This window comes from Flavobacterium sp. KS-LB2 (assembly GCF_036895565.1).
In the GTDB taxonomy this organism is placed as follows: Bacteria; Bacteroidota; Bacteroidia; order Flavobacteriales; family Flavobacteriaceae; genus Flavobacterium.
In genome coordinates, this window is the sequence record NZ_CP145904.1 from 1,594,571 (window position 1) to 1,616,354 (window position 21,784).

Genomic DNA, 21,784 nt, shown 5'->3' on the forward strand with positions numbered 1-21,784 from the left:
AGAAGTAATAAATAGACAAATTAATTTCTAAAACAATAAACGAATCAAATCTAAAATGATTAAAATAAAAAAATATGCAGCAATCGATATTGGTTCAAATGCCATGCGTTTATTGATTGTAAATATTGTAGAACAAGAAGGTAAAGAACCACAATTTAATAAAAGTTCATTAGTGCGTGTTCCAATTCGTCTTGGTCAAGATGCCTTTACAGTAGGTGAAATTTCAGACGAGAATTTGGAAAGAATGTGCGATGCAATGAAAGCTTTTAATCTTTTGATGAAGGTTCATAAAGTGGAACGTTACATGGCTTTTGCAACTTCGGCTATGCGCGAAGCTTATAATGGTAAAGAAGTAGTAGCTCTAATAAAGAAAAAAGCAGATATAAAAATAGAAATTATCGATGGTAAAAAAGAAGCTGCCATAATCGCTTCAACCGATTTGCATCATTTATTAAAAACAGATCAAACCTATCTTTTTGTTGATGTTGGTGGTGGAAGCACGGAATTTACCTTGTTTTCTAACGGTAAATTAATCAATTCAAGATCATTCAAAGCAGGAACCGTACGTTTATTAAATGATATGGTTTGTGATGTTGTATGGGATGAAATTGAAAAATGGATAAAAACAAATACAGAGGAATACGAAGAAGTCATTTTAATAGGTTCAGGTGGAAATATTAATAAGCTTTTCAAAATGTCCGGTAAAATTCAGGAAAAACCATTGTCATACATTTATATGAATTCACAATATGCATTCTTGAATTCACTTTCGTATGAACAAAGAATTTCAGAATTAGGTTTAAATCCAGATCGTGCTGATGTAATTATTCCTGCTACAAGAATATATCTAAATGCAATGAAATGGAGTGGAGCAAGAAATATTTATGTACCAAAAATTGGACTTTCAGATGGAATTGTAAAAGCAATGTATTACGGTAAAATATAGTAGTACTTACGCATCTAAATCTAATCCAAATGTTGTTCGTAAAAGTTCAATGTTTGGATTTATTTCGTGAAGCCTGTTGTATCGGTCTTGGTCGTTAAAGCTTCTTTTGCTTTCAATACTTTCATTCACAATAACGTCAATTGTAATATCATGATTGTGTAAATGACCCTTTAAATGTCCTAAAAGTCCATTCAATTCTTTTTCAAAATCTAGTTTAGAACCTTCATTTGGTAATTCAATAGTGATTGAAGTTCCATTTAATTTAGGATCGTTTATAAGTAATAACGATTCCATGATTTTATAACCTTTATCTCCTAAACGTTGGGCATATTTGTTCCAATGCAATAACATTTCCGTTTCGGTAAACGATTCTGTTGGTAAGTGCGCCACTTCTTTTACAATTCCTCTAGTGCTTTCTTCTAATGCTTTTTTGGCACGAATACTCGATAATGAAAAGGCAGAAACCTTTGGTTCATTAGATTGTGGAATATTAATTTTAACCGCAGGAGTGGGAACTGAAGGAGCTCTAACTATAGCTTCTGTATCTTTTTCTTGAACTTTCGCTTCAATTACAGTATTTGTAATTCCTTCTATTTTAGCTTTTGGACTTTCTACAATTGAGTAATCATTCTTTTTATAATGAGTAGGTGGAATTATAAATTGCTCAACTTTTTTTTTTCTCCATCAAAAGTGATAGAGGCAAGTTGCATCAAGCAAAGTTCAACAAGAAGTCGTTGATTTTGACTCAGTTTATATTTTAAATCACAATCATTTGCAATTTCAATTCCTTTTAATAAAAAGTCTTGACTACATTTTTGTGCTTGCACGCCATACATTTGTTGTGCTTGTTCCCCAACTTCCAATAAAGATAATGTTACTGGCGTTTTCGAAACTAATAAATCTCTAAAATGAGATGCTAATCCAGACACAAAATGATGGGCATCAAATCCTTTGGCAAGAATTTCGTTGAAAGCGATTAATAAATCTGGGATTTTGTTTTCTAATATTAAATCTGTGATGTTAATATAGGTTTCATAATCCAACACATTCAAGTTTTCAGTAACGGCCTGACGTGTTAAATCTTTCCCACAAAAAGAAACTACTCGGTCAAAAATAGATAAAGCATCTCGCATAGCACCATCAGCTTTTTGAGCAATAATGTGCAAAGCATCATCTTCAAAATTAACTCCTTGACTGGTAGCTACTTCGGCAAGATGTTCTTTAGCGTCTTTTACAGTAATTCTTTTGAAATCAAATATCTGACAACGAGAAAGTATCGTTGGAATAATTTTATGTTTTTCGGTCGTAGCCAAAATAAAAATGGCGTGTTTTGGCGGCTCCTCTAATGTCTTCAAGAAAGCATTAAAAGCTGCTGAAGACAACATGTGAACCTCATCAATGATGTATACTTTGTATTGTCCCGTTTGTGGCGGGATACGGACTTGGTCAATTAAATTACGAATATCATCAACAGAATTGTTTGAAGCAGCATCTAATTCAAAAACATTAAAAGTAAAATCTTCATTTGGATCATCGTATCCGGGCTGATTAATTTTTCTCGCTAGAATACGAGCACAAGTTGTTTTTCCTACTCCACGAGGTCCCGTAAATAATAATGCCGAAGCTAAGTGATTGCTTTCTATGGCGTTCAATAAAGTATTAGTAATGGCTTTTTGCCCTACAACATCTTTAAATGTTTGAGGACGATATTTACGAGCCGATACAACAAATTGTTCCATAGAAATTTTATTCGAAAGCAAATATAGGTTTTAATTTAAAGATTGAAAAATTTAAGTATTGAAAGATTTTTTAATTTTTCAAATGGTATATTATGGCTAAATTTCTAGGTCAGATATAAATTAAAATAGGTACTATGTTCTTGGGGCAGGTGAATAAGAATGTAATGGTTAGCTGGAAAGAGCTCCCAATAAATTGAAAATGCTAAATGATAGTTAGAGTTTACATTGTCCACCCGTTTCTATGCACAATCGTTCCAAAACAAGCGCTGCTTCATTATCTGAATTTGCTGAAAAGCCAGCTACAAAAACCCCTTTTTCACCTGAATTAGAACTTATACCATAAACTACTGATTCTTCGCTAGGATCAGTATCTCCTTCATAACGGTATACGTGATTTACCTCAAATAGGTGTGGATTTGCTTTAATATCATCTTGATGAATATTAAAATCATAGGTGAAACCTTTTCGTTTTAGATCTTCTAAGGCTTCAATAACTGTGGTATAATGGTACGTTGGCTTCATGATTATGGAAGATTAATTGTTATTTATAAAGATAACTATTTTATTATTAACACATTGTGAAATGCGCGTTAAAGTAAATAATCTAAAGCGGCGATACATGAAAAAATGTTGTAATTTCGCGCTGCAGACCGCCTTATCGCCGTTTTGAGCAATCAAGAAGGAGGAAAGTCCGGACACCACAGGGAAGCATAGCGGGTAACACCCGTCGGTTTTGTCTTTACGGGCAAGATTAGGACAAGTGCAACAGAAAGTATGTACAGGTAATGCTGTAGTGAAACCAGGTAAACTCTATGCGGTGAAATATCAAGTATATCAGCATTTAAGGGCGTCTCGTTCGTTGCTGAAGGGTAGATAGCTTGAGTCACGCAGTAATGTGTGATCTAGATAAATGATAAGGCTCCGATTTATCGGGGACAGAATCCGGCTTATAGGTCTGCATTTTTTTTAGATTTAATAAAATTAAAGATTATTAAATCTAAAAACAAAACCATTAAGAAATTAAGTTTCATTAAGTCAAGGCTTAATTTTCTAAATTTCTTAATGGTTTTGTTTTTATGTTTAAATTAGTCTTATGAAAACAAGAATTGGAATTTTAGGTTTGGGTGGAGTAGGTGGTTATTTTGGTGGATTATTAGCCAAAGCTTATTTGGAATCCGATACCATAGAAATTATTTTTATTGCCCGTGGTGAAACCCAAAAAGTTATCGCGCAAAATGGATTAAAAATTATTGCTGACGCTACTGAAACAACTGTTTTTCCCAGTTTAGTTTCTAATAATACAAAAGAAATTGGGGAACTCGATTACCTTCTTTGCGCTACGAAAACCTATGATATCGAAACCAGTTTTGAATCCGTAAAAAATTGTATTTCCACAAACACGATAGTCCTACCTTTATACAATGGTGTCGATGCTACGGAACGAATACAAATACTATTTCCTGAAAATACGGTTTTGCAAGGTTGTGTATATGTTGTTTCCATGATTGAATCGCCTGGTATTATCAAGAAAATTGGTCCTTATGAAAAACTATTTTTTGGTTCTAAAAATGCTCCAGTTTCCAAATTAAATGAACTCCAATCCATCTTCGAGAAGGCAAATATCGAAAGTTATCTTGTAGAAAATATTGAAGAAACGGTTTGGGAAAAGTTCATTTTTATTTCGGCCTTAGCTTCAGCAACTTCTTATTTGAATGAAAACATAGGCGGAATTTTAAACAATACTGAAAATAAAGCAATTTATAGTTCACTGTTAATCGAAATTGCTGCTGTGGCTGTTGCAAAAGGGGTAACGTTGCCAGATGATATTGTAGCCCAAACGATTGTTAAGCTTGAAAAAACACCAAAAGACGTAACTTCTTCGATGCACAGAGATTTTTTGGCAGGAAAAAACACCGAAGTAGTTTCCTTGACAAAATATGTTGTGGATCTAGCTATAAAACATGGGGTTGCAACACCAGTTTATCAAATGATAGAGAAGAAGTTATCGAAAGTTTAATTTTATTGTTAAAATAAAATTCTGACAGATTAAAATTTAATATTATGTTTGCTCCCGATATAAAACAAATCAGGTATCGCAAATTTAATACTAATTACATATGCAATTATCGGTATTTAAAAATAGTACAGCAGTTATTACAGCTGTTTTTATTTTAATGACAATTTCACATTCTAACGCACAAGAAAAACCAACTGTACAAAAGAGTCAATTCAAGATCAATGTATTACTTCCTGGATTTGTTTACGAACATGGTCTAAGTGATAAGAACACACTTTATTCTGAATTGAGTTCCGGTTACGGATATACATCGAATAGTTTTGGGAATACGTGGACCTTTTATCCTTATATTAATGAACAGTTTCGTCATTATTATAATTTAGAGAAAAGGGCAGGAAAAGGAAAAGTTACTTCCCATAATTCAGGAGGGTTTATCGCGATGTCTGCTTTTTATAATTTCAGATCAATTTCAACAAATGATACCTTTTTGCCTGATAATGCTTCAATTACGATAGCACCTGTTTGGGGTTTTCAACGAACGTATAAAGGGAATTTTAATCTTGATTTGAATTTGGGAATTGGGTATAATTTTGACAAAAATGACAGTGAATTAGTGCCTGTTTTAAACTTTACTTTGGGCTGGGTAATTGGAAAATAATTACTTTAAATCTTTATATAAAACAGAAAAGCTCTTGTAATTACAAGAGCTTTTCTGTTTTATATAAAATAAGGACTATTCTTCTTCACTATCATTTTGGTCGGATTCAGTGTTAGAATCTTCTTTATCACCAGAACCTATTTCGAAGAAACTAAAAATAGAACCTCCATAACTTTTCTGAAAGGAAAAGTGAATCATGTGATCTAGTTTGGTATATTTCGAATGCTCAATTACCATCATGCCATCTTCATTCAGTAATTCTTTTTCGAAAACTAAAAGGATGATTTTCTCGAAAGTTTTCTGGTCCAAAGCATACGGTGGATCTGCAAAAATAACATCGTAAGACGTTTTACATCTTTCTAAATAGGTAAAAACATCACTTTTTGTAGCTGCAATATTAAAATCATATTCGGCTGCGACTTGCTTGATGAATTTTACACAGCCAAAATCACCATCAACTGATGTTATTGGTGTGCTTCCTCTGGAGGCAAATTCATAACTAATATTGCCAGTTCCAGCGAATAAATCTAATATTTTAAGTCCTTCAAAACTGAAATGGTTGTTCAAAACATTAAATAATGCTTCTTTTGACATATCGGTTGTAGGACGAACTGGTAATCCTTTTGGTGGAAAAATGCGTCTTCCTTTGTATTTTCCTGAAATGATTCTCATGAGTTGAAAAGTATAAAATGATTTCTGTTTTCGGCCTCAGAAAAATAATTGTTCCATCGTAAATCTTCCACATCTATGAGGGAAACGTTGCGAATGTATTTATAAGCAATTTTGAAATAATCACTTTCGGTATCAATATTTCCGATTAGTTCCAATGGGAAGTTTTCGGGATTTAAATTTAATTGCTCTGCCGTGAATAAAATATAATACAAGAAATCTTCTGGCGTGTTGTAATCGAAAGAATTAAAAAGCAATAATTTTTGGTTTTGAACTACAACGATTTCAAAATGTCCTTTATTAATATGTACAAACATTTTTTTCTCATCCTTATTTTTGGAAGCAATCAAAAGTTTCGAAACCAAAATACTATTCGCATGTTTATAATCGAAAGCGCCAAATTGGTCAATAAAAAAATTATTGATATTCACATACGGAATATAAACTGCATTCATTTGATAGTTTGGAATTTCATCAAAAGCGAAAAAATCAGTTTCAAAAACTTTAGTATTGTATTGTAAATAACTCCCTAAAAAGTTCTCATCAAATAGTGGTTCCGGTACAAATGTAGAAAGATTGTTATTGTGAATCACCAAAATCTCATCATACGAATCCTTTAGTTCCGGATAATCTCTAAAAGCATCGGCAAACAATTCTTCAATTTTTGTAGCTTTGTGGAAGGTTTCAAAATGTACTTCGTTAAATGAAGTTACTGTATTATTTAGCGTGTCAAAACAACAAAAAGAAAGCCCTGTCAAGGAAACTTGAATTGAAAGTTTTTTATATTTTTTTTCGGCTATATTCATAATACTATTGATTTTTTCAACAACGCAAACTTACAAATTATAATAATAACTATTAATAGTAATTGATACTTAATACTTATATTTGATGTTCATTTCATAGCAAGTAACTACACATGAATTCCTCCCTGTTTTATAGTCTTTTACAAAAAAAATTCCCTTTTCAACCCACATATAAACAGGATATTTTTTTTCAAAAAATAGCAATTTTTTTAACCGAAACTGATAATAAAACCATCTTCGTATTAAAAGGATATGCGGGAACGGGAAAAACAACCGTGATTTCTACGATTGTAAACAGTTTATTGGACATCAATAAAAAATATGTTTTGTTGGCACCAACGGGTCGTGCGGCTAAAGTAATTGCTAATTATTCGAATAAACCAGCTTTTACGATTCATAAAAAAATCTACTTTCCCAAGAAAGCTTCCGGTGGTGGCGTTTCGTTTACCTTGCAACAAAATAAACACAAAAACACCATATTTATAGTCGATGAAGCTTCGATGATTTCTGATACGAATTCTGATTCGAAGTTATATGAAAACGGTTCCTTATTAGATGATTTGATTTCGTATGTCTATTCGGGAACCAATTGCAAAATGATTTTATTGGGAGATACCGCTCAGTTGCCTCCTGTGAATTTGGATATCAGTCCCGCATTGGACATTCGCACATTGGGAATGAATTATGATAAGGAAGTAGAGCATATTGAGTTGGATGAAGTCATGCGTCAGGAAGAAAATTCCGGGATTTTGCATAATGCCACAGAACTTCGGGAATTATTGAAAGATTCTTTTATCACCGAATTTAAATTTAATCTTCGAAAATTCAAAGATATCGTTCGACTTACCGATGGCTATGATATTCAGGATGCCATCAATTCCGCCTACAGTAATTATAGTATAGAAGACACCGCTTTTATTGTTCGTTCGAATAAAAGAGCGAATCAATATAATGAACAAATCAGAACCAAAATCCTCGATAAAGAAAGTGAACTTTCCACTGGCGATTTCCTGATGGTGGTGAAGAATAATTATTTTTGGTTGAAAGATTCTGACGAAGCCGGCTTTATTGCTAATGGTGATATTGTCGAAATATTGGAAATTTTCAACATTAAAGAATTGTATGGTTTTAAGTTTGCCAAAGTAAAAATCCGAATGATTGATTACCCCAATCAGATTCCATTTGAAACGGTATTATTAATGGACACCATAAAAAGTGAATCGCCGTCTTTAACCTATGAAGAATCCAATAGATTGTATCAGGAAGTTTTGAAAGATTACGAAGGTGAAACCAAATTCAAGCAGTTCCAAAAAGTAAAAGCCAACGAATATTTTAATGGCTTACAAGTTAAATTTTCGTACGCAATAACTTGTCATAAATCACAAGGTGGTCAGTGGAATACTGTTTTTATAGAACAACCGTATTTGCCGGACGGCATCAATAGAGATTATATTCGGTGGTTGTACACCGCTATGACTCGAGCCAAAAATAAATTATATTTGATAGGTTTTAAAGATGAGAATTTTGTGGAGTAAATTTGATAAACATATAAGTCATATAAGCTAAAATCAAAGAAAAACTTAAATGATCTTAGATGACTTATATGGTTCAATAATTTTAAAATAATTTGGTTATGAATACTTTAAACGACTTACATAAAATATCAGGTTCTTTTTCGAATACCGAAAAAATGCCGGTTTTGTTTTTGGGACACGGCAGCCCGATGAATGCGATTGAAGAAAATCAATTTGTGACTGGTTTTCGAAATCTGGCTAAAACGTTGCCGCAACCAAATGCTATTTTATGTATTTCAGCGCATTGGTTTACCAAGGGGACAAAGGTTACCGCCATGGAAATGCCAAGAACGATTCACGACTTTGGAGGTTTTCCACAAGCGTTGTTCGATGTGGAATATCCAGCAAAAGGAAGTCCGGAATTAGCGATAGAAACCAAACAATTGTTGACTCCGGTAGAGGTAGAGCTGGACGAACATTGGGGTTTGGATCACGGTGCTTGGAGTGTTATTAAACATTTATATCCGGAAGCGAATGTTCCTGTAATTCAGTTGAGTATTGATTATACAAAACCGGCTCAGTATCATTTTGATTTGGCTAGAAAATTAAGTGATTTACGCCACAAAGGAATATTGATTGTAGGAAGCGGGAATATTATCCATAATTTAAGAATGGTTGATTTTCAAGATTTTGATAAAGATGATTATGGATATGATTGGGCGATTGAAGCCAGAGCAACTATAAATGAGTATTTAGCAGATGGAAATTTCCAACCGTTGATTGATTTCGAAAAACAAAGCAGGGCTTTTCAATTAGCCATTCCTACTCCAGAACATTATTTGCCTTTGATTTACACTTTGGGACTAAAAGGAAAACACGAAGAACTGAGTTTGTTTAACGATAAATTATTAGGCGGTTCGTTGAGCATGACTTCGGTGAAGATTATATAGATTAGGAAATGAAGTATATCTTTAAAAAAAGCACTTTTTTTAATAGAAACAACTCAACAAAATAAAACAAAACTACTCATTGTGAAAACACAAGACGATAAAAAATTAGACAACCCCGTTTGGTTTTCGTTATCAGAAACGCATCAAAGTTTTGCGGTAGATTATAGCAGTATAAAATTCTATCATCCGGATTATTGTCCGTTTGGTGGTTTTGAAAAAGGCGACGCTATTTCAAAGTCTATCGATGAATATTCCGTAATGGTTGATAGTTTTTTTGTTGTTGGTGAAAAACCGTTACTTTCAAAAGAATTAAAGTTAAATAAAGAATTGGTTTGTCTTCAAATGATTGTTTACAATCCAATCGATATTGCAATTAATGATCCAATCATTAAACTTACTGACGAACACATTGATGCTTTATATGAGTTGGTGAACTTGGTACAACCGGGTTATTTTAAAAGAAAAACCGCTTTATTAGGCAATTATTATGGTATTTTCAAAGATGATGAACTTCTTGCCGTGACTGGTGAACGCATGCAAATGAATGACTTTATTGAAGTCAGCGCTGTAGTCACACATCCCAATCATACTGGAAAAGGATATGCCAAACAATTAGTTATACATACCGTAAATGAAATTTTCAAGCAAAATAAAATGCCTTATTTACATGTAATTGAAGATAATTATGGAGCAATACAATTGTACGAGAAATTGGGTTTTTCGATCAGACGTAAAATTAGTTTTTGGAATATCACGAAGTGAATTAAGGATTGAGAACAATTTTGTAAATCCTAAAAACATATTAACTTAGCGTTTTAGCAATTCTATATAAAATGAAAATAATAGCAGTCATTCCCGCACGTTACGCTTCGACACGATTTCCCGCAAAATTAATGCAGGATTTAGGAGGTAAAACGGTCATTTTAAGAACTTATGAAGCCGCCATAAACACTAATTTATTTGATGATGTTTTTGTGGTAACGGATTCGGATTTAATTTATGACGAAATCGTTTCTCATGGAGGAAAAGCCATTCGAAGCATCAAGGAACATGAATCAGGAAGTGATCGAATTGCAGAAGCAGTTGAAAATTTGGACGTTGACATTGTAATCAATGTGCAAGGTGATGAACCATTTATTGATGCGGAACCATTGGCAAAAGTGATTGAAGTTTTTAAAAATGATTTAGATAAAAAAGTGGATTTAGCTTCGTTGATGCGAGAAATTACTAATGAAGACGACATCAATAATCCCAACAATGTAAAAGTGGTCGTGGATCAAAATGGATTCGCATTATACTTTTCACGTTCGGTAATTCCATATCCAAGAGAGAAAAATGTGGGTGTTCGCTACATGCAACACATCGGGATTTATGCTTTTAGAAAACAAGCATTATTGGATTTTTATAGTTTACCAATGCAATCTTTGGAAGCATCCGAAAAATTGGAACAATTGCGTTATCTGGAATTTGGAAAACGAATCAAAATGATCGAAACTACTCATGTTGGCATTGGAATTGATACGCTGGAAGATTTAGAAAAAGCGAGACTGATGTTGTAATCATTCTACATTTTCATGATCAAAATAGCCTTTCGTTTTTACTTTGGTAGAAAAGAAATTCAAAAAAAGCACGATAAAAAATAGAAACAATAACGCTTGTGTAGTTACAAGAAATTTCCCAATGGTTGTTAATGGATAATAATCACCATAACCGATGGAAGAGGAAGTTACAATACTGAAATAAACGGCGTCAAACCAATGGGAAAAGGGTTTGTTCAAGTAACTGTCACAAGAATAAAATACGGCATAAGCAAATGCGATTTCCAAATAATTAAAAAAAAGTAACAACATGGATCTTTTGTATGAACGTGGTTTTGAAAACAAATCAGAAGCAAAAATCAATGTTGGAATGTAAAAAACGGTTTCTAAAAAAACATAAATAAGAATCCAAATAAGCCATTGATGACTTTGCCAATCGTTTATTAAAATGACTATTGGAAAAATCACTTTTAGCAAAACATAAAAATCTAAAGCTAAATCTTGATATTCGACTCCTTTTTTACTAGCCCAATATTTAATATAAATTCCCGGGAAAAGTAATTGGGAAGAGGCAAGTAATAAGCGAACTATTTTTTCAATTCCATTATCCTCCTGATGATCGTTATTCCAAATCGATTGAATGTTTTGTATCCTTTTTTGAATGGGATTAAATTTTGGCTGCACACCTTTTGATGTTTTTCCAAGTAACAATTTCTTTATAATTTTTTTCATTGAATGATTGTATTAAATAATGCTGTGCTACAATATTTTTTTAGAAAGTAAATCTGCGGTTGTCTATTTAATTCAATTTTTCAATAACAATCAACTCGTTATGAATTTCAAGTCTCGGGATTGCCTTTATTTTAAATTGAGGATTAAAAAACTCAGCCACATATTTTTTATTTCTTTGATTTTGATCATCATTTAAAATCATCGTATTAAATAAAATGAATCCATTGCTGTTGAGCAGGAAACAAATTCTATTGATGAAAAAAGTTTCAAATAGAAAATTCGGCATTATTGTATCTTGAAAAATATCGACAATAATTAAATCGTATTTGGTTTTAGTTTTCAAAACAAATTCGAAAGCATCATCAATTATAATTTCAAGATTTTTCACTCCATCCAATTTAAAATAGGTATTGGCTATTTTAATTATTTCGGGATCAATTTCAACTCCAGTAATTTTCCCTTTGTATTTTATTTCGTCCACTAATGTTTTGATAACGCTTCCGCCCGCAACTCCTAGAACAAGAATATGTTTCATGGGAACTATTTTTTCATAGCCAATGTTTTTTAATCCTAATTTCAAAATGCGTTGCAAACTACCATACGAATAATTGGCATTTTCAGAATCTAAAACTAATTCGCCATTAGTCCAAGTCACTTCAATCGATTTGCTCAATGAAGATTTTGTTTCATAAATTTTTACGGGAAATAGATAGCTGAATATTTTTTTGATCATTATTGGCTGTTTTACCCAAAAATAAGATTTAAATTATTTATTTTACATTAAATAGTAAAGAATGAAGAAACAATTATACAAATGGATATTTTTCAAGATCATGGGTTGGAAAATAGTTGGAGGTATTGATGCGGATATAAAGAAATGTGTGATGATGGTTATGCCGCATACTAGTGCACATGATTTTTATTTAGGTATTTTTACTAGAGGAATAACTGGACTGGAAATGAATTGGGTTGGTAAAAAGGAATTGTTTCGTTTTCCTTTCGGATTTTATTTTAGGTATATGGGCGGAGAGCCATTGGATCGCTCTGGCGGTTTGAATAAAGTCGATTCGATTGCGGCTATTTTTCAAAGGAAAGAAATTTTTCGTTTGGCTGTTGCCCCAGAAGGAACTCGCGAAAAAGTTACCGAATTAAAAACAGGATTTTATTATATCGCTTTAAAAGCTAATGTGCCTATAATTCCTGTAACGTTTGATTTTGGAAGAAAAGAAGTGAACTTAGGAAATCCAGTTTTACCAACTGGAGATATCGAAAGTGATATGGCAATTTTGAAGAAACATTATAAAGGGGTAAAAGGTAAAATCCCGGAAAAAGGATATTCATTCGAATAAATAGTGATCTAAAAAATAAACAGGAGAATCCCATTTCGAGATTTCGCAATGGGATTATTTTTTTTAATCCGGAACATAACTTTTAAAAGTTCCGTTTTTATAAAAAATCACGATTTTATCAATTTCACTGGAATATGATTTTGTAGTGCAGTTTTGATTTTCTATTTTTTTTGGTTCCAATGCAGGAATCGGATTAGGGATTTTTATTTCCGAAAATAAATTTTCAGGAATGATTTCTGGGTTAGGTAGAGTGGGATTATTTTGTATTGTAACTTGCTCATCGCTATTTTTTATATTATCTAACTGTTCCGAATTTTTTGGGAAAGTTCCTTTTCCGTTCAATATCCAATACAAATCTACATCTGGAAAAACATCCAATATTTTAAGAATAAAATCCAAACTTGGTTTGTTTCTACCTGAAAGTAGGTGAGACAAACTGGAACGCTGTACGCCAATTTTATCTGCAAAGGAAGAAGCATTCAGACTGTAATAATCGAGTAAAATTTCTAACCTTTTTATAAAATCTTCTATGTTTACCATTGTAAATTAATATTAAAAATTAACTATTTACAAATGTAATTAAAATGTATTGAAATAGCAAAATTACAAGTGTAAATAGTAGTATTGTCGCTAAAGAACTTAAATATTAAAATTATATAATGAACTTTAAATAACTGATAAATAGTAATTTAAAATATATAAATTCAATATGTAACAATTGTCAAATATAAGAAGTCTTTTTACAAGGATAAAATGTAAAATACTGTTTACATCATTGAAATATTTTAAAAATCTTCTGTTTACAAATGTAATTATAAAGATGTTTACTTTTGTAAATCAAATAAAACAGCATGAATTTAGAACAATTATTCAGTCAGTATAAAGAGGAATCCATTCGCGGTCGTTACATTACTTTGGATTCAATTGAGCCATTATTACAAAAATTAAACACTAATAATCAACTACAAATTATTGGAAAATCAGTTCTTGGAAAATCTATTTATTCGTATCAAATTGGAGAAGGTAAAACCAAAATTTTTCTATGGTCACAAATGCATGGAAATGAAAGTACAACTACAAAAGCGTTGTTTGATTTTTTAAATGTATTGCATAGTGGTTCAGAATTGGCTCAAAAATTACTTAGCACATTTACTTTTTGCAGTATTCCAATGTTGAATCCTGATGGCGCTACATTGTATACGAGAGAAAATGCGAATAAAGTGGATTTAAATCGCGATTCACAAGCGCTAACCCAGCCTGAAAGTAGAATTTTAAGAGCAACTTTCGAGGTTTTCAAGCCTGATTACTGTTTTAATCTACATGATCAGCGTACTATTTTTGGTGTCAGTGATACTGGAAAACCAGCTACTCTGTCATTTCTGGCGCCTTCTTACAATGAAGAGCGAGAAATAAATGTGTCTAGATTGAAGGCTATTAATTTGATTGCAAGTATCAATGAGGAACTTCAGGAGTATTTACCAAATCAAATTGGGCGTTTTGACGATTCGTTTAATATAAACTGTATAGGGGATACTTTTCAATATTTAGGCGTGCCTACTTTATTGTTTGAAGCTGGACATTTTGCGAATGATTATGAAAGAGAAGAAACACGTAAGTATGTTTTTATGGCGCTAATTTCGAGTTTTAGGGCACTTAGCGAAAACGTTATAGTTAGCAATGGAATTAATAAATATTTGAATATTCCTCAAAATAAAGTCGTTTTTTATGATTTTATGTATAAAAACATCAAAATAAATTATGATGGTATTGAAATAATCACCAATTTTGCATCACAATACAAAGAAGAGTTAATTGAAAATCGGATTTGTTTTAATGCCTATGTTTCGCAAATAGGAAATTTAGAAAATTATTTTGGTCATTTTGAATATGACGCTAAAGGAGCTTTATATACAGATGATTTTGGTAATATTCCTAAATTAAATCAAAAAACTGATTTTTCTTTAGATAATAACATAAAATTTGTTAACGGAATGATAAAAATATAATATTTATGTCTTTTTGTTGTTTTTATGTATATTTTTATACTTTGTTATAGCAATTAATAATATTAATTTAAGAATTATGAGTAAATTTCGTTTAGATGAAGTAGATCACCAGATTTTAGATATGTTGATAGATAATACAAGAGTTCCATTTACGGATATTGCAAAAAAATTATTGATTTCTGCAGGAACTGTTCATGTTAGAGTGAAAAAAATGGAAGATGCCGGAATTATCATGGGGTCTTCATTGGTTCTTGATTATGATAAATTAGGATATTCTTTTATTGCGTATGTTGGTGTTTTTCTAAACAATACCTCTCAGACAAAATTTGTTTTAGAGCGGATTAACGAAATTCCATTTGTAACAGTAGCTTCTGTTACTACTGGTAAATTTAATATCTTTTGTAAAATTAGAGCAAAAGATACCAAACATGCTAAGGATGTTATCTTTATGATTGATGATATTGATGGTGTTTACAGAACTGAAACTATGATCTCACTTGAGGAAAGCATAAATGATAAGAAGCGCTTGATGCATACTATTTTTAAAAATATGTAATTAATCTTGAATGTGCTTATATTGTAAATATAACCTCAAGTTAATTCTTGGGGTTTTTTTATGACAAATTAACTAACTAAACCAACTACTACTTATTATGTATACACTACCAAAAATTGAACGTTTCAATCAGGACGTTCTTTCTAAATACCACATTTATAATAGTGTTTTTATAACATTGCCTTTTGATTCTATTGATAGCACTGGAGTTTTACTTCCTTTGTTTACAGATGTTTGTGAAATTGGTTTTAAAAAACAAGAAACACCTAAGGAGATAGTTGATTTTTTTGCCAAACGATATTTGCAAAGCGCTTCTGAAACAGAGAAAATTGATTTAATGTTTCGTTTTATCCAATATATCGAACGTCAAATTGTATTATTTGATGCTATTGAAGACGCTGCTTTTCCAGTTGTTAACAACATGGAAGGAAGGGGTTCATTGAGAGATATTAAAGAAAAATCAGATGCAAAAGACAAGGAAGGTGAATTGATAGATTTCCTAGAAGATTTTAATGTAAGAACGGTTTTAACTGCTCATCCTACGCAATTTTATCCAGGAGCTGTTCTAGGAATTATTAATGATTTAACCGAAGCTATTCGAAAAAATAACTTGTTGGATATTAAACAGTTGTTAGCTCAATTAGGGAAGACACCTTTTATTCAAAACGAAAAACCAAATCCTTTTGACGAAGCGGTAAGTTTAATCTGGTATCTTGAAAATGTCTTTTATCAAACTTCTGGAGAAATGGTGCATTATCTTCAAAAAAATATTTTTAATGGGAATTCCATACAAAATCCATTAATTAAACTAGGATTTTGGCCTGGTGGTGATCGTGATGGAAATCCATTTGTTACAACTGAAATTACTTTAAAAGTAGCGGAACGTTTGAGAACCTCGATTTTAAAGTGTTATTATGTAGAAATGAGAAATTTAAAAAGAAAACTAACTTTCTCAGGTGTAGATACTTTAGTTACTGAACTAGAACAAAAACTATATAGGTCAGTTTTTTATTCTAAAGGTGAAATTTTCATCACTTTAAACGAGTTTAAGTCGCAATTAAGTAAAATTAAGCAGATTGTTATTGACCAGCACCAGTCTTTGTATTTGGATGAATTAGATGCTCTTCTAATTAAAGTGAATCTGTTTGGTTTTCATTTCGCGTCTTTAGATATTCGTCAAAATAGTAAAATACACGATAGTGTGTTTAAAGATGTTGTTGGATTGTTTTCTAATTCCAATACCTTAGTTTTTCCTAAAAATTATTATGAGCTTTCTGAGCAGGAGAAATTTTCAGTATTGTCTAAAGTTAAAGGCAATCTTGATCCAGTTGTTTTCGAAAATGAAATGACAAGATCTACTATTGAGTCAATTCAAGCTATAAAAACAATTCAGGAGAATAATGGGGAATTTGGTGCAAACCGCTATATAATTAGTAATAATGAAAGTGCGCTTAATGTAATGGAAACTTTTGCATTATTCCGCTTGAGTAATTGGGAAAATCCATCGGTTGATATCATTCCGCTTTTCGAATCTGTTGATGATTTGCAGAATGCGCATGAAATCATGGAGAAATTATATACAAATCCTGCTTATGCGACGCATTTGGCTAACAGAAATAATAAGCAAACAATTATGCTTGGCTTTTCTGACGGAACAAAAGATGGTGGGTATTTAATGGCGAATTGGAGTATTTATAAAGCAAAAGAAGAGCTTACTGCAATTTCTAGAAAATATGGCATAAAAGCGATTTTCTTTGATGGTCGCGGTGGTCCGCCAGCTCGTGGTGGTGGGAAAACACATAAGTTCTATGCTTCATTAGGTCCAAATATTGAAAACAATGAAATTCAGGTTACGGTTCAAGGGCAAACAATTAGCTCTAATTTTGGAACACTAGACTCTTGTCGTTATAATCTGGAGAATTTATTGAGTGCCGGTGTAACTAATCAAGTTTTTAGTAAAGGGCAAAATGAATTAAGTACTGATGAAAAAGACATCTTAGATCAGTTAGCTGGTTTAGGTTATGAAAAGTATTTGAGTTTTAAGAATCATCCAAAATTTATTCCATATTTGGAACAAATGAGTACGTTGAAATATTATGCTAAGACAAATATTGGAAGTAGGCCATCTAAAAGAAGTAAGTCGGAGCATTTAGATTTTGCTGATTTGCGTGCAATTCCTTTTGTAGGTTCTTGGAGTCAGTTGAAGCAAAATGTTCCTGGATTTTTTGGAGTAGGTAGTGCTTTGAAGCATTTTGAAGATACGAATCAATGGGATAAAGTTCAGGATTTATATGATAATTCTATGTTTTTTAAAACTTTATTGGAAAATAGTATGATGTCATTGGCCAAATCATTTTTCCCATTAACGGCTTACATGAGGAAAGATCCACAGTTTGGAGAATTCTGGCAAATTATTTACGATGAATTTTTAGAAACAAAACGATTGCTTTTAAAAATTGCGGGTCATAAGGAACTGATGGAAAATTATCCTGATGGTAAAGCATCAATACAAATAAGAGAGCGTATTGTATTGCCATTGTTGACAATACAACAATATGCTTTGTTGCGAATAAATGAATTAAACAAAGAGGCTAAACCAGATGGAGCTTTAATAAAAGTGTATGAAAAAATAGTAACTCGATCACTTTTTGGAAATACAAATGCTAGTAGAAACTCTGCTTAAACGAAAAAAAATGAAATCAACACAATTGCCCATAAATGAATATGCTTCTTTTTATGCTCCTTATGTGAATGCTTTGGGAGAAGTAGATTTAATTGAAGAATTAGAAATTTCTCTTCACGATTTTATCCGTTTTGTACAAAATATCCCAATGGATAAATTTGATTATAGATATGCCGAAGGGAAGTGGAATATTAAAGAGATTATTCAGCATGTCATAGATACCGAGCGTATTTTTGCGTATCGCGCCTTGCGTATTTCCCGAAATGACCAAACGCCTTTACCAGGTTTTGATGAAAATGATTATGTAGAGAATACGCAGGCTAATAATAGAAGTATTCAGGATTTACTAACTGAATATTCTGCCGTTAGACATTCGAATTTGTTTCTTTTTAAAAGTTTTTCTGAAGAGCAATTAAAGAGAATAGGAAATGCTTCGAATGCAGCTGTATCGGTTCGTGCAATTGGTTTTATTATGATTGGACATCAAAAACACCACCAAACCGTTTTCCAAGAAAGATATTTATAGTTTATTGAAAACCGGCTGACCAGATTTTAAGCTTGTTTTCAAAAGACATTGTATTGGCAGGACTAGTGGAAGGCATCACATAATACGTGATGCCTTTTATTTGTCCAAATTTCTTCAGAAAGTATTTATGGCTTTCTTTTCCGTTAAAAATGATGGTAGTAATTTCTGGAAATTCTCTAAACAAGCTTTCAAAATCATTTTCCTTTTGATTTTTGATATGAATGTCCAAACTTCCTTTTCTTTCGCAATTTTCTAAAACATCCCAAAGTCCAATTTTATTTGTTTGGAGTAATTGTATTTTTTCTTCGAAGATTTCAGATATTGGTAAATTATCTAGTAACGTATACATTATTTTCCAGAAATGATTTCTTTTGTGTGCATAATATTCCTGCTTTTCCAATGAAGCAATTCCTGGCATTGTACCTAAAATTAAAATTTTGGTTTGAGAATTTACAAAAGGTGGAAAGGAATTAATCATATTAAGTTTTTAAAGTACTGCATTTTCTTTTTCTAATATTGCCAATGCCAATCGGATTTTTTCGTAATCTATTTTTTCTTCAAAATAATCAAAATAGGGTTTTAAGGCATTTGGTGATTCCAGTTTTATTTGCGCTTCTGCAATTTGCGAAACTTCTTCTTTTGAGATAAACGATTCTAAATCTATGTCCGCTCCGTCAACGTACAATTTAGCTAAATGGGACATAATTGTACTTAATCCTAATTTTCTTTTTTTTGAAATTTCTTGGACAGATAATCCATTTGTATATAATGCTAAGGTTTCTTTATAAGTAGTAGCTTCCTTCTTTTTTCTGACAACTTTAGATTTTTGAAAATCAATAATCGCATTGATAAATGCATCGCCATATTTTTCTAGTTTTGCTTTTCCAACGCCGTCAATTGCCAGTAATTCCTGATTGCTCATCGGTCTTTCGGTTTCCATTTGGCGTAAAGCCGCATCACTGAAAATTACATAAGCTGGAACCGATTCTTCTTTGGAGATTTCGTAACGTAATTTTCGTAAGGTTTCAAAAAGTGAATTTACTGTAGATTTACTTTTCGTCTCTTTAATTTCTGGCTTCTCGATATTGATTTTCTGAACCGTCGTCAGTTGTACTTTTTCGCCTTTAAACAATACTTTTTTAGCTAAAGAAGTAAGTCGAATTTTATTTTGTTTATGAAAAGCAATCTCACAGTACCCAAGATTTATCAATTGTATTAAATATTGATTCCAGTCAAACCATGAAAGATCAGCACCAACACCATACGTTTTTAGGTTTTGGTATTCTTTTTCATAAATGTATGCATTTTTTGAACCGCGCAAAAAGTCAATGATTACTGGTAACGGTTCGGTTTCCTGCAACCTAATAATTGCCGATAATGCCTTTTGAGTAATAATTGTTCCATCGAAAAATAGCGGTGGATTTTTACAGATATCACAATTTCCACAATTCTCGGTAACGAGTTCGCCAAAATAGGAAAGCAATATCTTCCTGCGACAACTCAAAGCATCGGCATATTGTTTCATTCGCTCTAGTTTGGCTAGTTGTACTTCGGCATTTAAACCTTCCGAGGCAAATTTTTGCAATTGAATGACATCGCCATAACTTTCGAACAATACGGTTTCTGATGGTAGTCCATCTCTGCCGGCACGACCAATTTCTTGATAATACCCTTCAATGTTTTTGGGTAAATTATAATGAATCACCCAACGCACATTCGATTTATCAATTCCCATCCCAAATGCTATGGTTGCACAAACCACTTTGCAATCATCGTTGATGAATTCATCTTGTGTTTTAGACCTAATTTTTGTGTCTAAACCAGCGTGGTACGCTTTGGCGCTAATGCCTATTTTTTGCAATTTCTGGGCCAGTTCTTCAGTTGTTTTTCTGCTTAGGCAATATACAATTCCAGATTCATTTGGTTTTTCTTGGATGAAATCTATAATTTGCTTGACCCTGTCTAAAGCGGGACGCACTTCTAGACTCAAATTTTTTCGATCAAAGGAAGCTATAAATAGTTTAGGATTTTTTAGATTTAATTGTTGGCTAATATCCTTACGCGTAGCTTTATCAGCAGTTGCAGTTAAAGCTAAGATTGGAGTAGAAGGGAAGCGGTTTTTTAGGTAGCCAAGATTTGTATAGGCGGGTCGGAAGTCATGTCCCCAAGATGAAATGCAATGTGCCTCATCAATAGCAATAAGACTTATAGTTAAACTATTAAAAATATTGTCCAGAAAAGACAAGCTTTCTGGAGCGATGTAAACCAACTTAATTACGTTTGATTTTAAGCTTTCGATATAAAACTGACGTTCGTCTTCAGTTTGACTGCTGTTGATATAACAGGCTTCAATTCCATTTGCTTTTAGACCATCAACTTGGTCTTTCATCAAAGCAATTAATGGAGAAATAACAATTGTAATGCCCGGAAATATAAGTGCCGGTAATTGAAAACAAACTGATTTTCCTCCACCAGTTGGCATGATTGCTAATGTATCTTGCCCGGAAAGGATACAGTTTATTATTTCTTCCTGATTGGGTCTGAATTTTTCAAAACCAAAGTTCTCCTTTAGTTTGGCGTATAAAATTTCTTGAGTCATTTTGGCGTATATTTAGAAGTCTAAAGTTATAAAAAAAAGGAACTCGTATGTGAGTTCCTTTTTATAAATATATTTAAACGGGATTATTTAATCCTCATCTTCGTCTTCATCCTCGTCTGAAAAATCTTTTTCATCAGCCTCTTCGTCATCTTCATCATCACCTGAATCAGAATCGGGTTTGTCGATAGCGTCATCTTCGTCGTCATCATCAATATCATCGTCTAAATCTAGTCCTTTAATAGGTTCAACTACTTCATCGATAAGGATTTCATCATCTTCATCATAATTTTCAATTCTATCAGCAAGTTTAGTGCTTACTTTTACTAAATAAATGGTGTCTTCAGTTCGTACTTCAACGGCTTCAACCAATTCATTTTTAGCGTTTCTAAAACTAATAATGTTTGAATCATCATAACCATCTGGAAATTTATCCACCAATAGGTTTAAAATTTCATTGGTAAGTTTTGCGTAGTCGACAATTACTCTTTTCATAAAT

At 32.2% G+C, this 21,784-nt stretch carries 23 protein-coding genes and 1 other RNA gene; 13 read left to right on the forward strand and 11 right to left on the reverse strand.

Going from position 1 to position 21,784, the window contains the following annotated elements; all coding sequences use genetic code 11:
• Positions 1-55 precede the first annotated feature (55 nt).
• A complete protein-coding gene (locus V5J73_RS06710) occupies positions 56-946 on the forward strand; it encodes a Ppx/GppA phosphatase family protein (protein WP_338648452.1) in 891 nt (296 codons plus the stop codon).
• 6 nt (positions 947-952) lie between these two features.
• On the opposite strand, the gene V5J73_RS06715 is transcribed toward V5J73_RS06710, so the two are convergent.
• From V5J73_RS06715 to V5J73_RS06725, 3 genes are all read right to left on the reverse strand, one after another.
• Entirely contained in the window at positions 953-1,336 is a 384-nt protein-coding gene (locus tag V5J73_RS06715) for a DNA polymerase III (RefSeq protein WP_338648453.1), read from the reverse strand.
• A gap of 263 nt (positions 1,337-1,599) precedes the next feature.
• Positions 1,600-2,685 carry a DNA polymerase III subunit gamma/tau gene (gene dnaX / locus V5J73_RS06720; protein ID WP_338648454.1) on the reverse strand — a complete coding sequence of 362 codons (1,086 nt, stop codon included), beginning with the start codon at positions 2,683-2,685 and terminating at the stop codon, positions 1,600-1,602.
• 213 nt (positions 2,686-2,898) lie between these two features.
• The gene (locus V5J73_RS06725) at positions 2,899-3,207 is read right to left on the reverse strand and encodes a hypothetical protein (protein WP_338648455.1); all 309 of its coding nucleotides are present in this window, start codon (positions 3,205-3,207) and stop codon (positions 2,899-2,901) included.
• Positions 3,208-3,327: 120 nt separating this feature from the next.
• On the opposite strand from V5J73_RS06725, the gene rnpB reads away from it, so the two are divergent.
• The 3 genes from rnpB (at position 3,328) to V5J73_RS06740 (ending at position 5,360) form a co-directional block, all read left to right on the forward strand.
• An RNA gene (gene rnpB / locus V5J73_RS06730) (RNase P RNA component class A) lies at positions 3,328-3,651 on the forward strand.
• Between the two features lie 127 nt (positions 3,652-3,778).
• Positions 3,779-4,702, forward strand: a complete 924-nt coding sequence (locus V5J73_RS06735; RefSeq protein ID WP_338648456.1) for a ketopantoate reductase family protein — start codon at positions 3,779-3,781, stop codon at positions 4,700-4,702.
• Positions 4,703-4,802: 100 nt separating this feature from the next.
• Positions 4,803-5,360 carry a hypothetical protein gene (locus V5J73_RS06740; RefSeq protein ID WP_338648458.1) on the forward strand — a complete coding sequence of 186 codons (558 nt, stop codon included), beginning with the start codon at positions 4,803-4,805 and terminating at the stop codon, positions 5,358-5,360.
• A 75-nt stretch (positions 5,361-5,435) separates the two neighbouring features.
• Here V5J73_RS06740 and V5J73_RS06745 read toward each other — a convergent pair whose 3' ends face one another.
• Together V5J73_RS06745 and V5J73_RS06750 are read right to left on the reverse strand one after the other, a co-directional pair.
• Positions 5,436-6,032, reverse strand: coding sequence for an RsmD family RNA methyltransferase (locus V5J73_RS06745; RefSeq protein WP_338648459.1), 597 nt, complete (start codon positions 6,030-6,032; stop codon positions 5,436-5,438).
• Complete coding sequence (locus V5J73_RS06750; protein WP_338648460.1) at positions 6,029-6,835, reverse strand: DUF3822 family protein; 807 nt, start codon at positions 6,833-6,835, stop codon at positions 6,029-6,031. The genes V5J73_RS06745 and V5J73_RS06750 overlap by 4 nt, the downstream gene beginning before the upstream one ends.
• Positions 6,836-6,948: 113 nt before the next feature.
• On the opposite strand from V5J73_RS06750, the gene V5J73_RS06755 reads away from it, so the two are divergent.
• The 4 genes from V5J73_RS06755 to kdsB all read left to right on the forward strand — a co-directional run bounded on the left by V5J73_RS06755 (position 6,949) and on the right by kdsB (position 10,858).
• Positions 6,949-8,370: an ATP-dependent DNA helicase gene (locus tag V5J73_RS06755; RefSeq protein WP_338648461.1), complete on the forward strand. Its 1,422-nt coding sequence runs from the start codon at positions 6,949-6,951 to the stop codon at positions 8,368-8,370.
• Positions 8,371-8,468: 98 nt separating this feature from the next.
• Positions 8,469-9,299 carry a 4,5-DOPA-extradiol-dioxygenase gene (gene ygiD, locus V5J73_RS06760; RefSeq protein ID WP_338648463.1) on the forward strand — a complete coding sequence of 277 codons (831 nt, stop codon included), beginning with the start codon at positions 8,469-8,471 and terminating at the stop codon, positions 9,297-9,299.
• A gap of 81 nt (positions 9,300-9,380) precedes the next feature.
• The gene (locus V5J73_RS06765; protein ID WP_338648464.1) at positions 9,381-10,061 is read left to right on the forward strand and encodes a GNAT family N-acetyltransferase; all 681 of its coding nucleotides are present in this window, start codon (positions 9,381-9,383) and stop codon (positions 10,059-10,061) included.
• 71 nt (positions 10,062-10,132) lie between these two features.
• Positions 10,133-10,858, forward strand: coding sequence for a 3-deoxy-manno-octulosonate cytidylyltransferase (kdsB, locus tag V5J73_RS06770; protein ID WP_338648465.1), 726 nt, complete (start codon positions 10,133-10,135; stop codon positions 10,856-10,858).
• On the opposite strand, the gene V5J73_RS06775 is transcribed toward kdsB, so the two are convergent.
• Together V5J73_RS06775 and V5J73_RS06780 are read right to left on the reverse strand one after the other, a co-directional pair.
• Entirely contained in the window at positions 10,859-11,569 is a 711-nt protein-coding gene (locus V5J73_RS06775; RefSeq protein WP_338648466.1) for a potassium channel family protein, read from the reverse strand.
• A gap of 67 nt (positions 11,570-11,636) precedes the next feature.
• Positions 11,637-12,302 carry a spermidine synthase gene (locus tag V5J73_RS06780; protein WP_338648468.1) on the reverse strand — a complete coding sequence of 222 codons (666 nt, stop codon included), beginning with the start codon at positions 12,300-12,302 and terminating at the stop codon, positions 11,637-11,639.
• Between the two features lie 61 nt (positions 12,303-12,363).
• Here V5J73_RS06780 and V5J73_RS06785 point away from each other — a divergent pair, with 61 nt between their 5' ends.
• Complete coding sequence (locus tag V5J73_RS06785; protein WP_338648470.1) at positions 12,364-12,918, forward strand: 1-acyl-sn-glycerol-3-phosphate acyltransferase; 555 nt, start codon at positions 12,364-12,366, stop codon at positions 12,916-12,918.
• Positions 12,919-12,981: 63 nt separating this feature from the next.
• Here the strand turns inward: V5J73_RS06785 and V5J73_RS06790 are convergent, their stop codons facing one another.
• The gene (locus V5J73_RS06790; RefSeq protein WP_338648472.1) at positions 12,982-13,458 is read right to left on the reverse strand and encodes a helix-turn-helix domain-containing protein; all 477 of its coding nucleotides are present in this window, start codon (positions 13,456-13,458) and stop codon (positions 12,982-12,984) included.
• Positions 13,459-13,769: 311 nt separating this feature from the next.
• Between V5J73_RS06790 and V5J73_RS06795 the strand changes: the two genes are divergently transcribed.
• The 4 genes from V5J73_RS06795 (at position 13,770) to V5J73_RS06810 (ending at position 18,689) form a co-directional block, all read left to right on the forward strand.
• Positions 13,770-14,924 (forward strand): M14 family metallopeptidase, encoded by a 1,155-nt coding sequence (locus tag V5J73_RS06795; RefSeq protein WP_338648476.1) that lies wholly within the window; start codon positions 13,770-13,772, stop codon positions 14,922-14,924.
• 76 nt (positions 14,925-15,000) lie between these two features.
• Entirely contained in the window at positions 15,001-15,480 is a 480-nt protein-coding gene (locus V5J73_RS06800; protein WP_072943262.1) for an Lrp/AsnC family transcriptional regulator, read from the forward strand.
• 97 nt (positions 15,481-15,577) lie between these two features.
• Positions 15,578-18,163 (forward strand): phosphoenolpyruvate carboxylase, encoded by a 2,586-nt coding sequence (locus V5J73_RS06805; RefSeq protein ID WP_338648477.1) that lies wholly within the window; start codon positions 15,578-15,580, stop codon positions 18,161-18,163.
• A 10-nt stretch (positions 18,164-18,173) separates the two neighbouring features.
• A complete protein-coding gene (locus tag V5J73_RS06810) occupies positions 18,174-18,689 on the forward strand; it encodes a DinB family protein (RefSeq protein WP_338648478.1) in 516 nt (171 codons plus the stop codon).
• Between the two features lies 1 nt (position 18,690).
• Here the strand turns inward: V5J73_RS06810 and V5J73_RS06815 are convergent, their stop codons facing one another.
• The 3 genes from V5J73_RS06815 to V5J73_RS06825 all read right to left on the reverse strand — a co-directional run bounded on the left by V5J73_RS06815 (position 18,691) and on the right by V5J73_RS06825 (position 21,780).
• Complete coding sequence (locus tag V5J73_RS06815) at positions 18,691-19,167, reverse strand: DNA-deoxyinosine glycosylase (protein WP_338648479.1); 477 nt, start codon at positions 19,165-19,167, stop codon at positions 18,691-18,693.
• A 9-nt stretch (positions 19,168-19,176) separates the two neighbouring features.
• Positions 19,177-21,288, reverse strand: a complete 2,112-nt coding sequence (recQ, locus tag V5J73_RS06820) for a DNA helicase RecQ (RefSeq protein WP_338648480.1) — start codon at positions 21,286-21,288, stop codon at positions 19,177-19,179.
• Positions 21,289-21,375: 87 nt separating this feature from the next.
• Positions 21,376-21,780 carry a DNA primase gene (locus tag V5J73_RS06825; protein ID WP_338648481.1) on the reverse strand — a complete coding sequence of 135 codons (405 nt, stop codon included), beginning with the start codon at positions 21,778-21,780 and terminating at the stop codon, positions 21,376-21,378.
• Between the last annotated feature and the right edge of the window lie 4 nt (positions 21,781-21,784).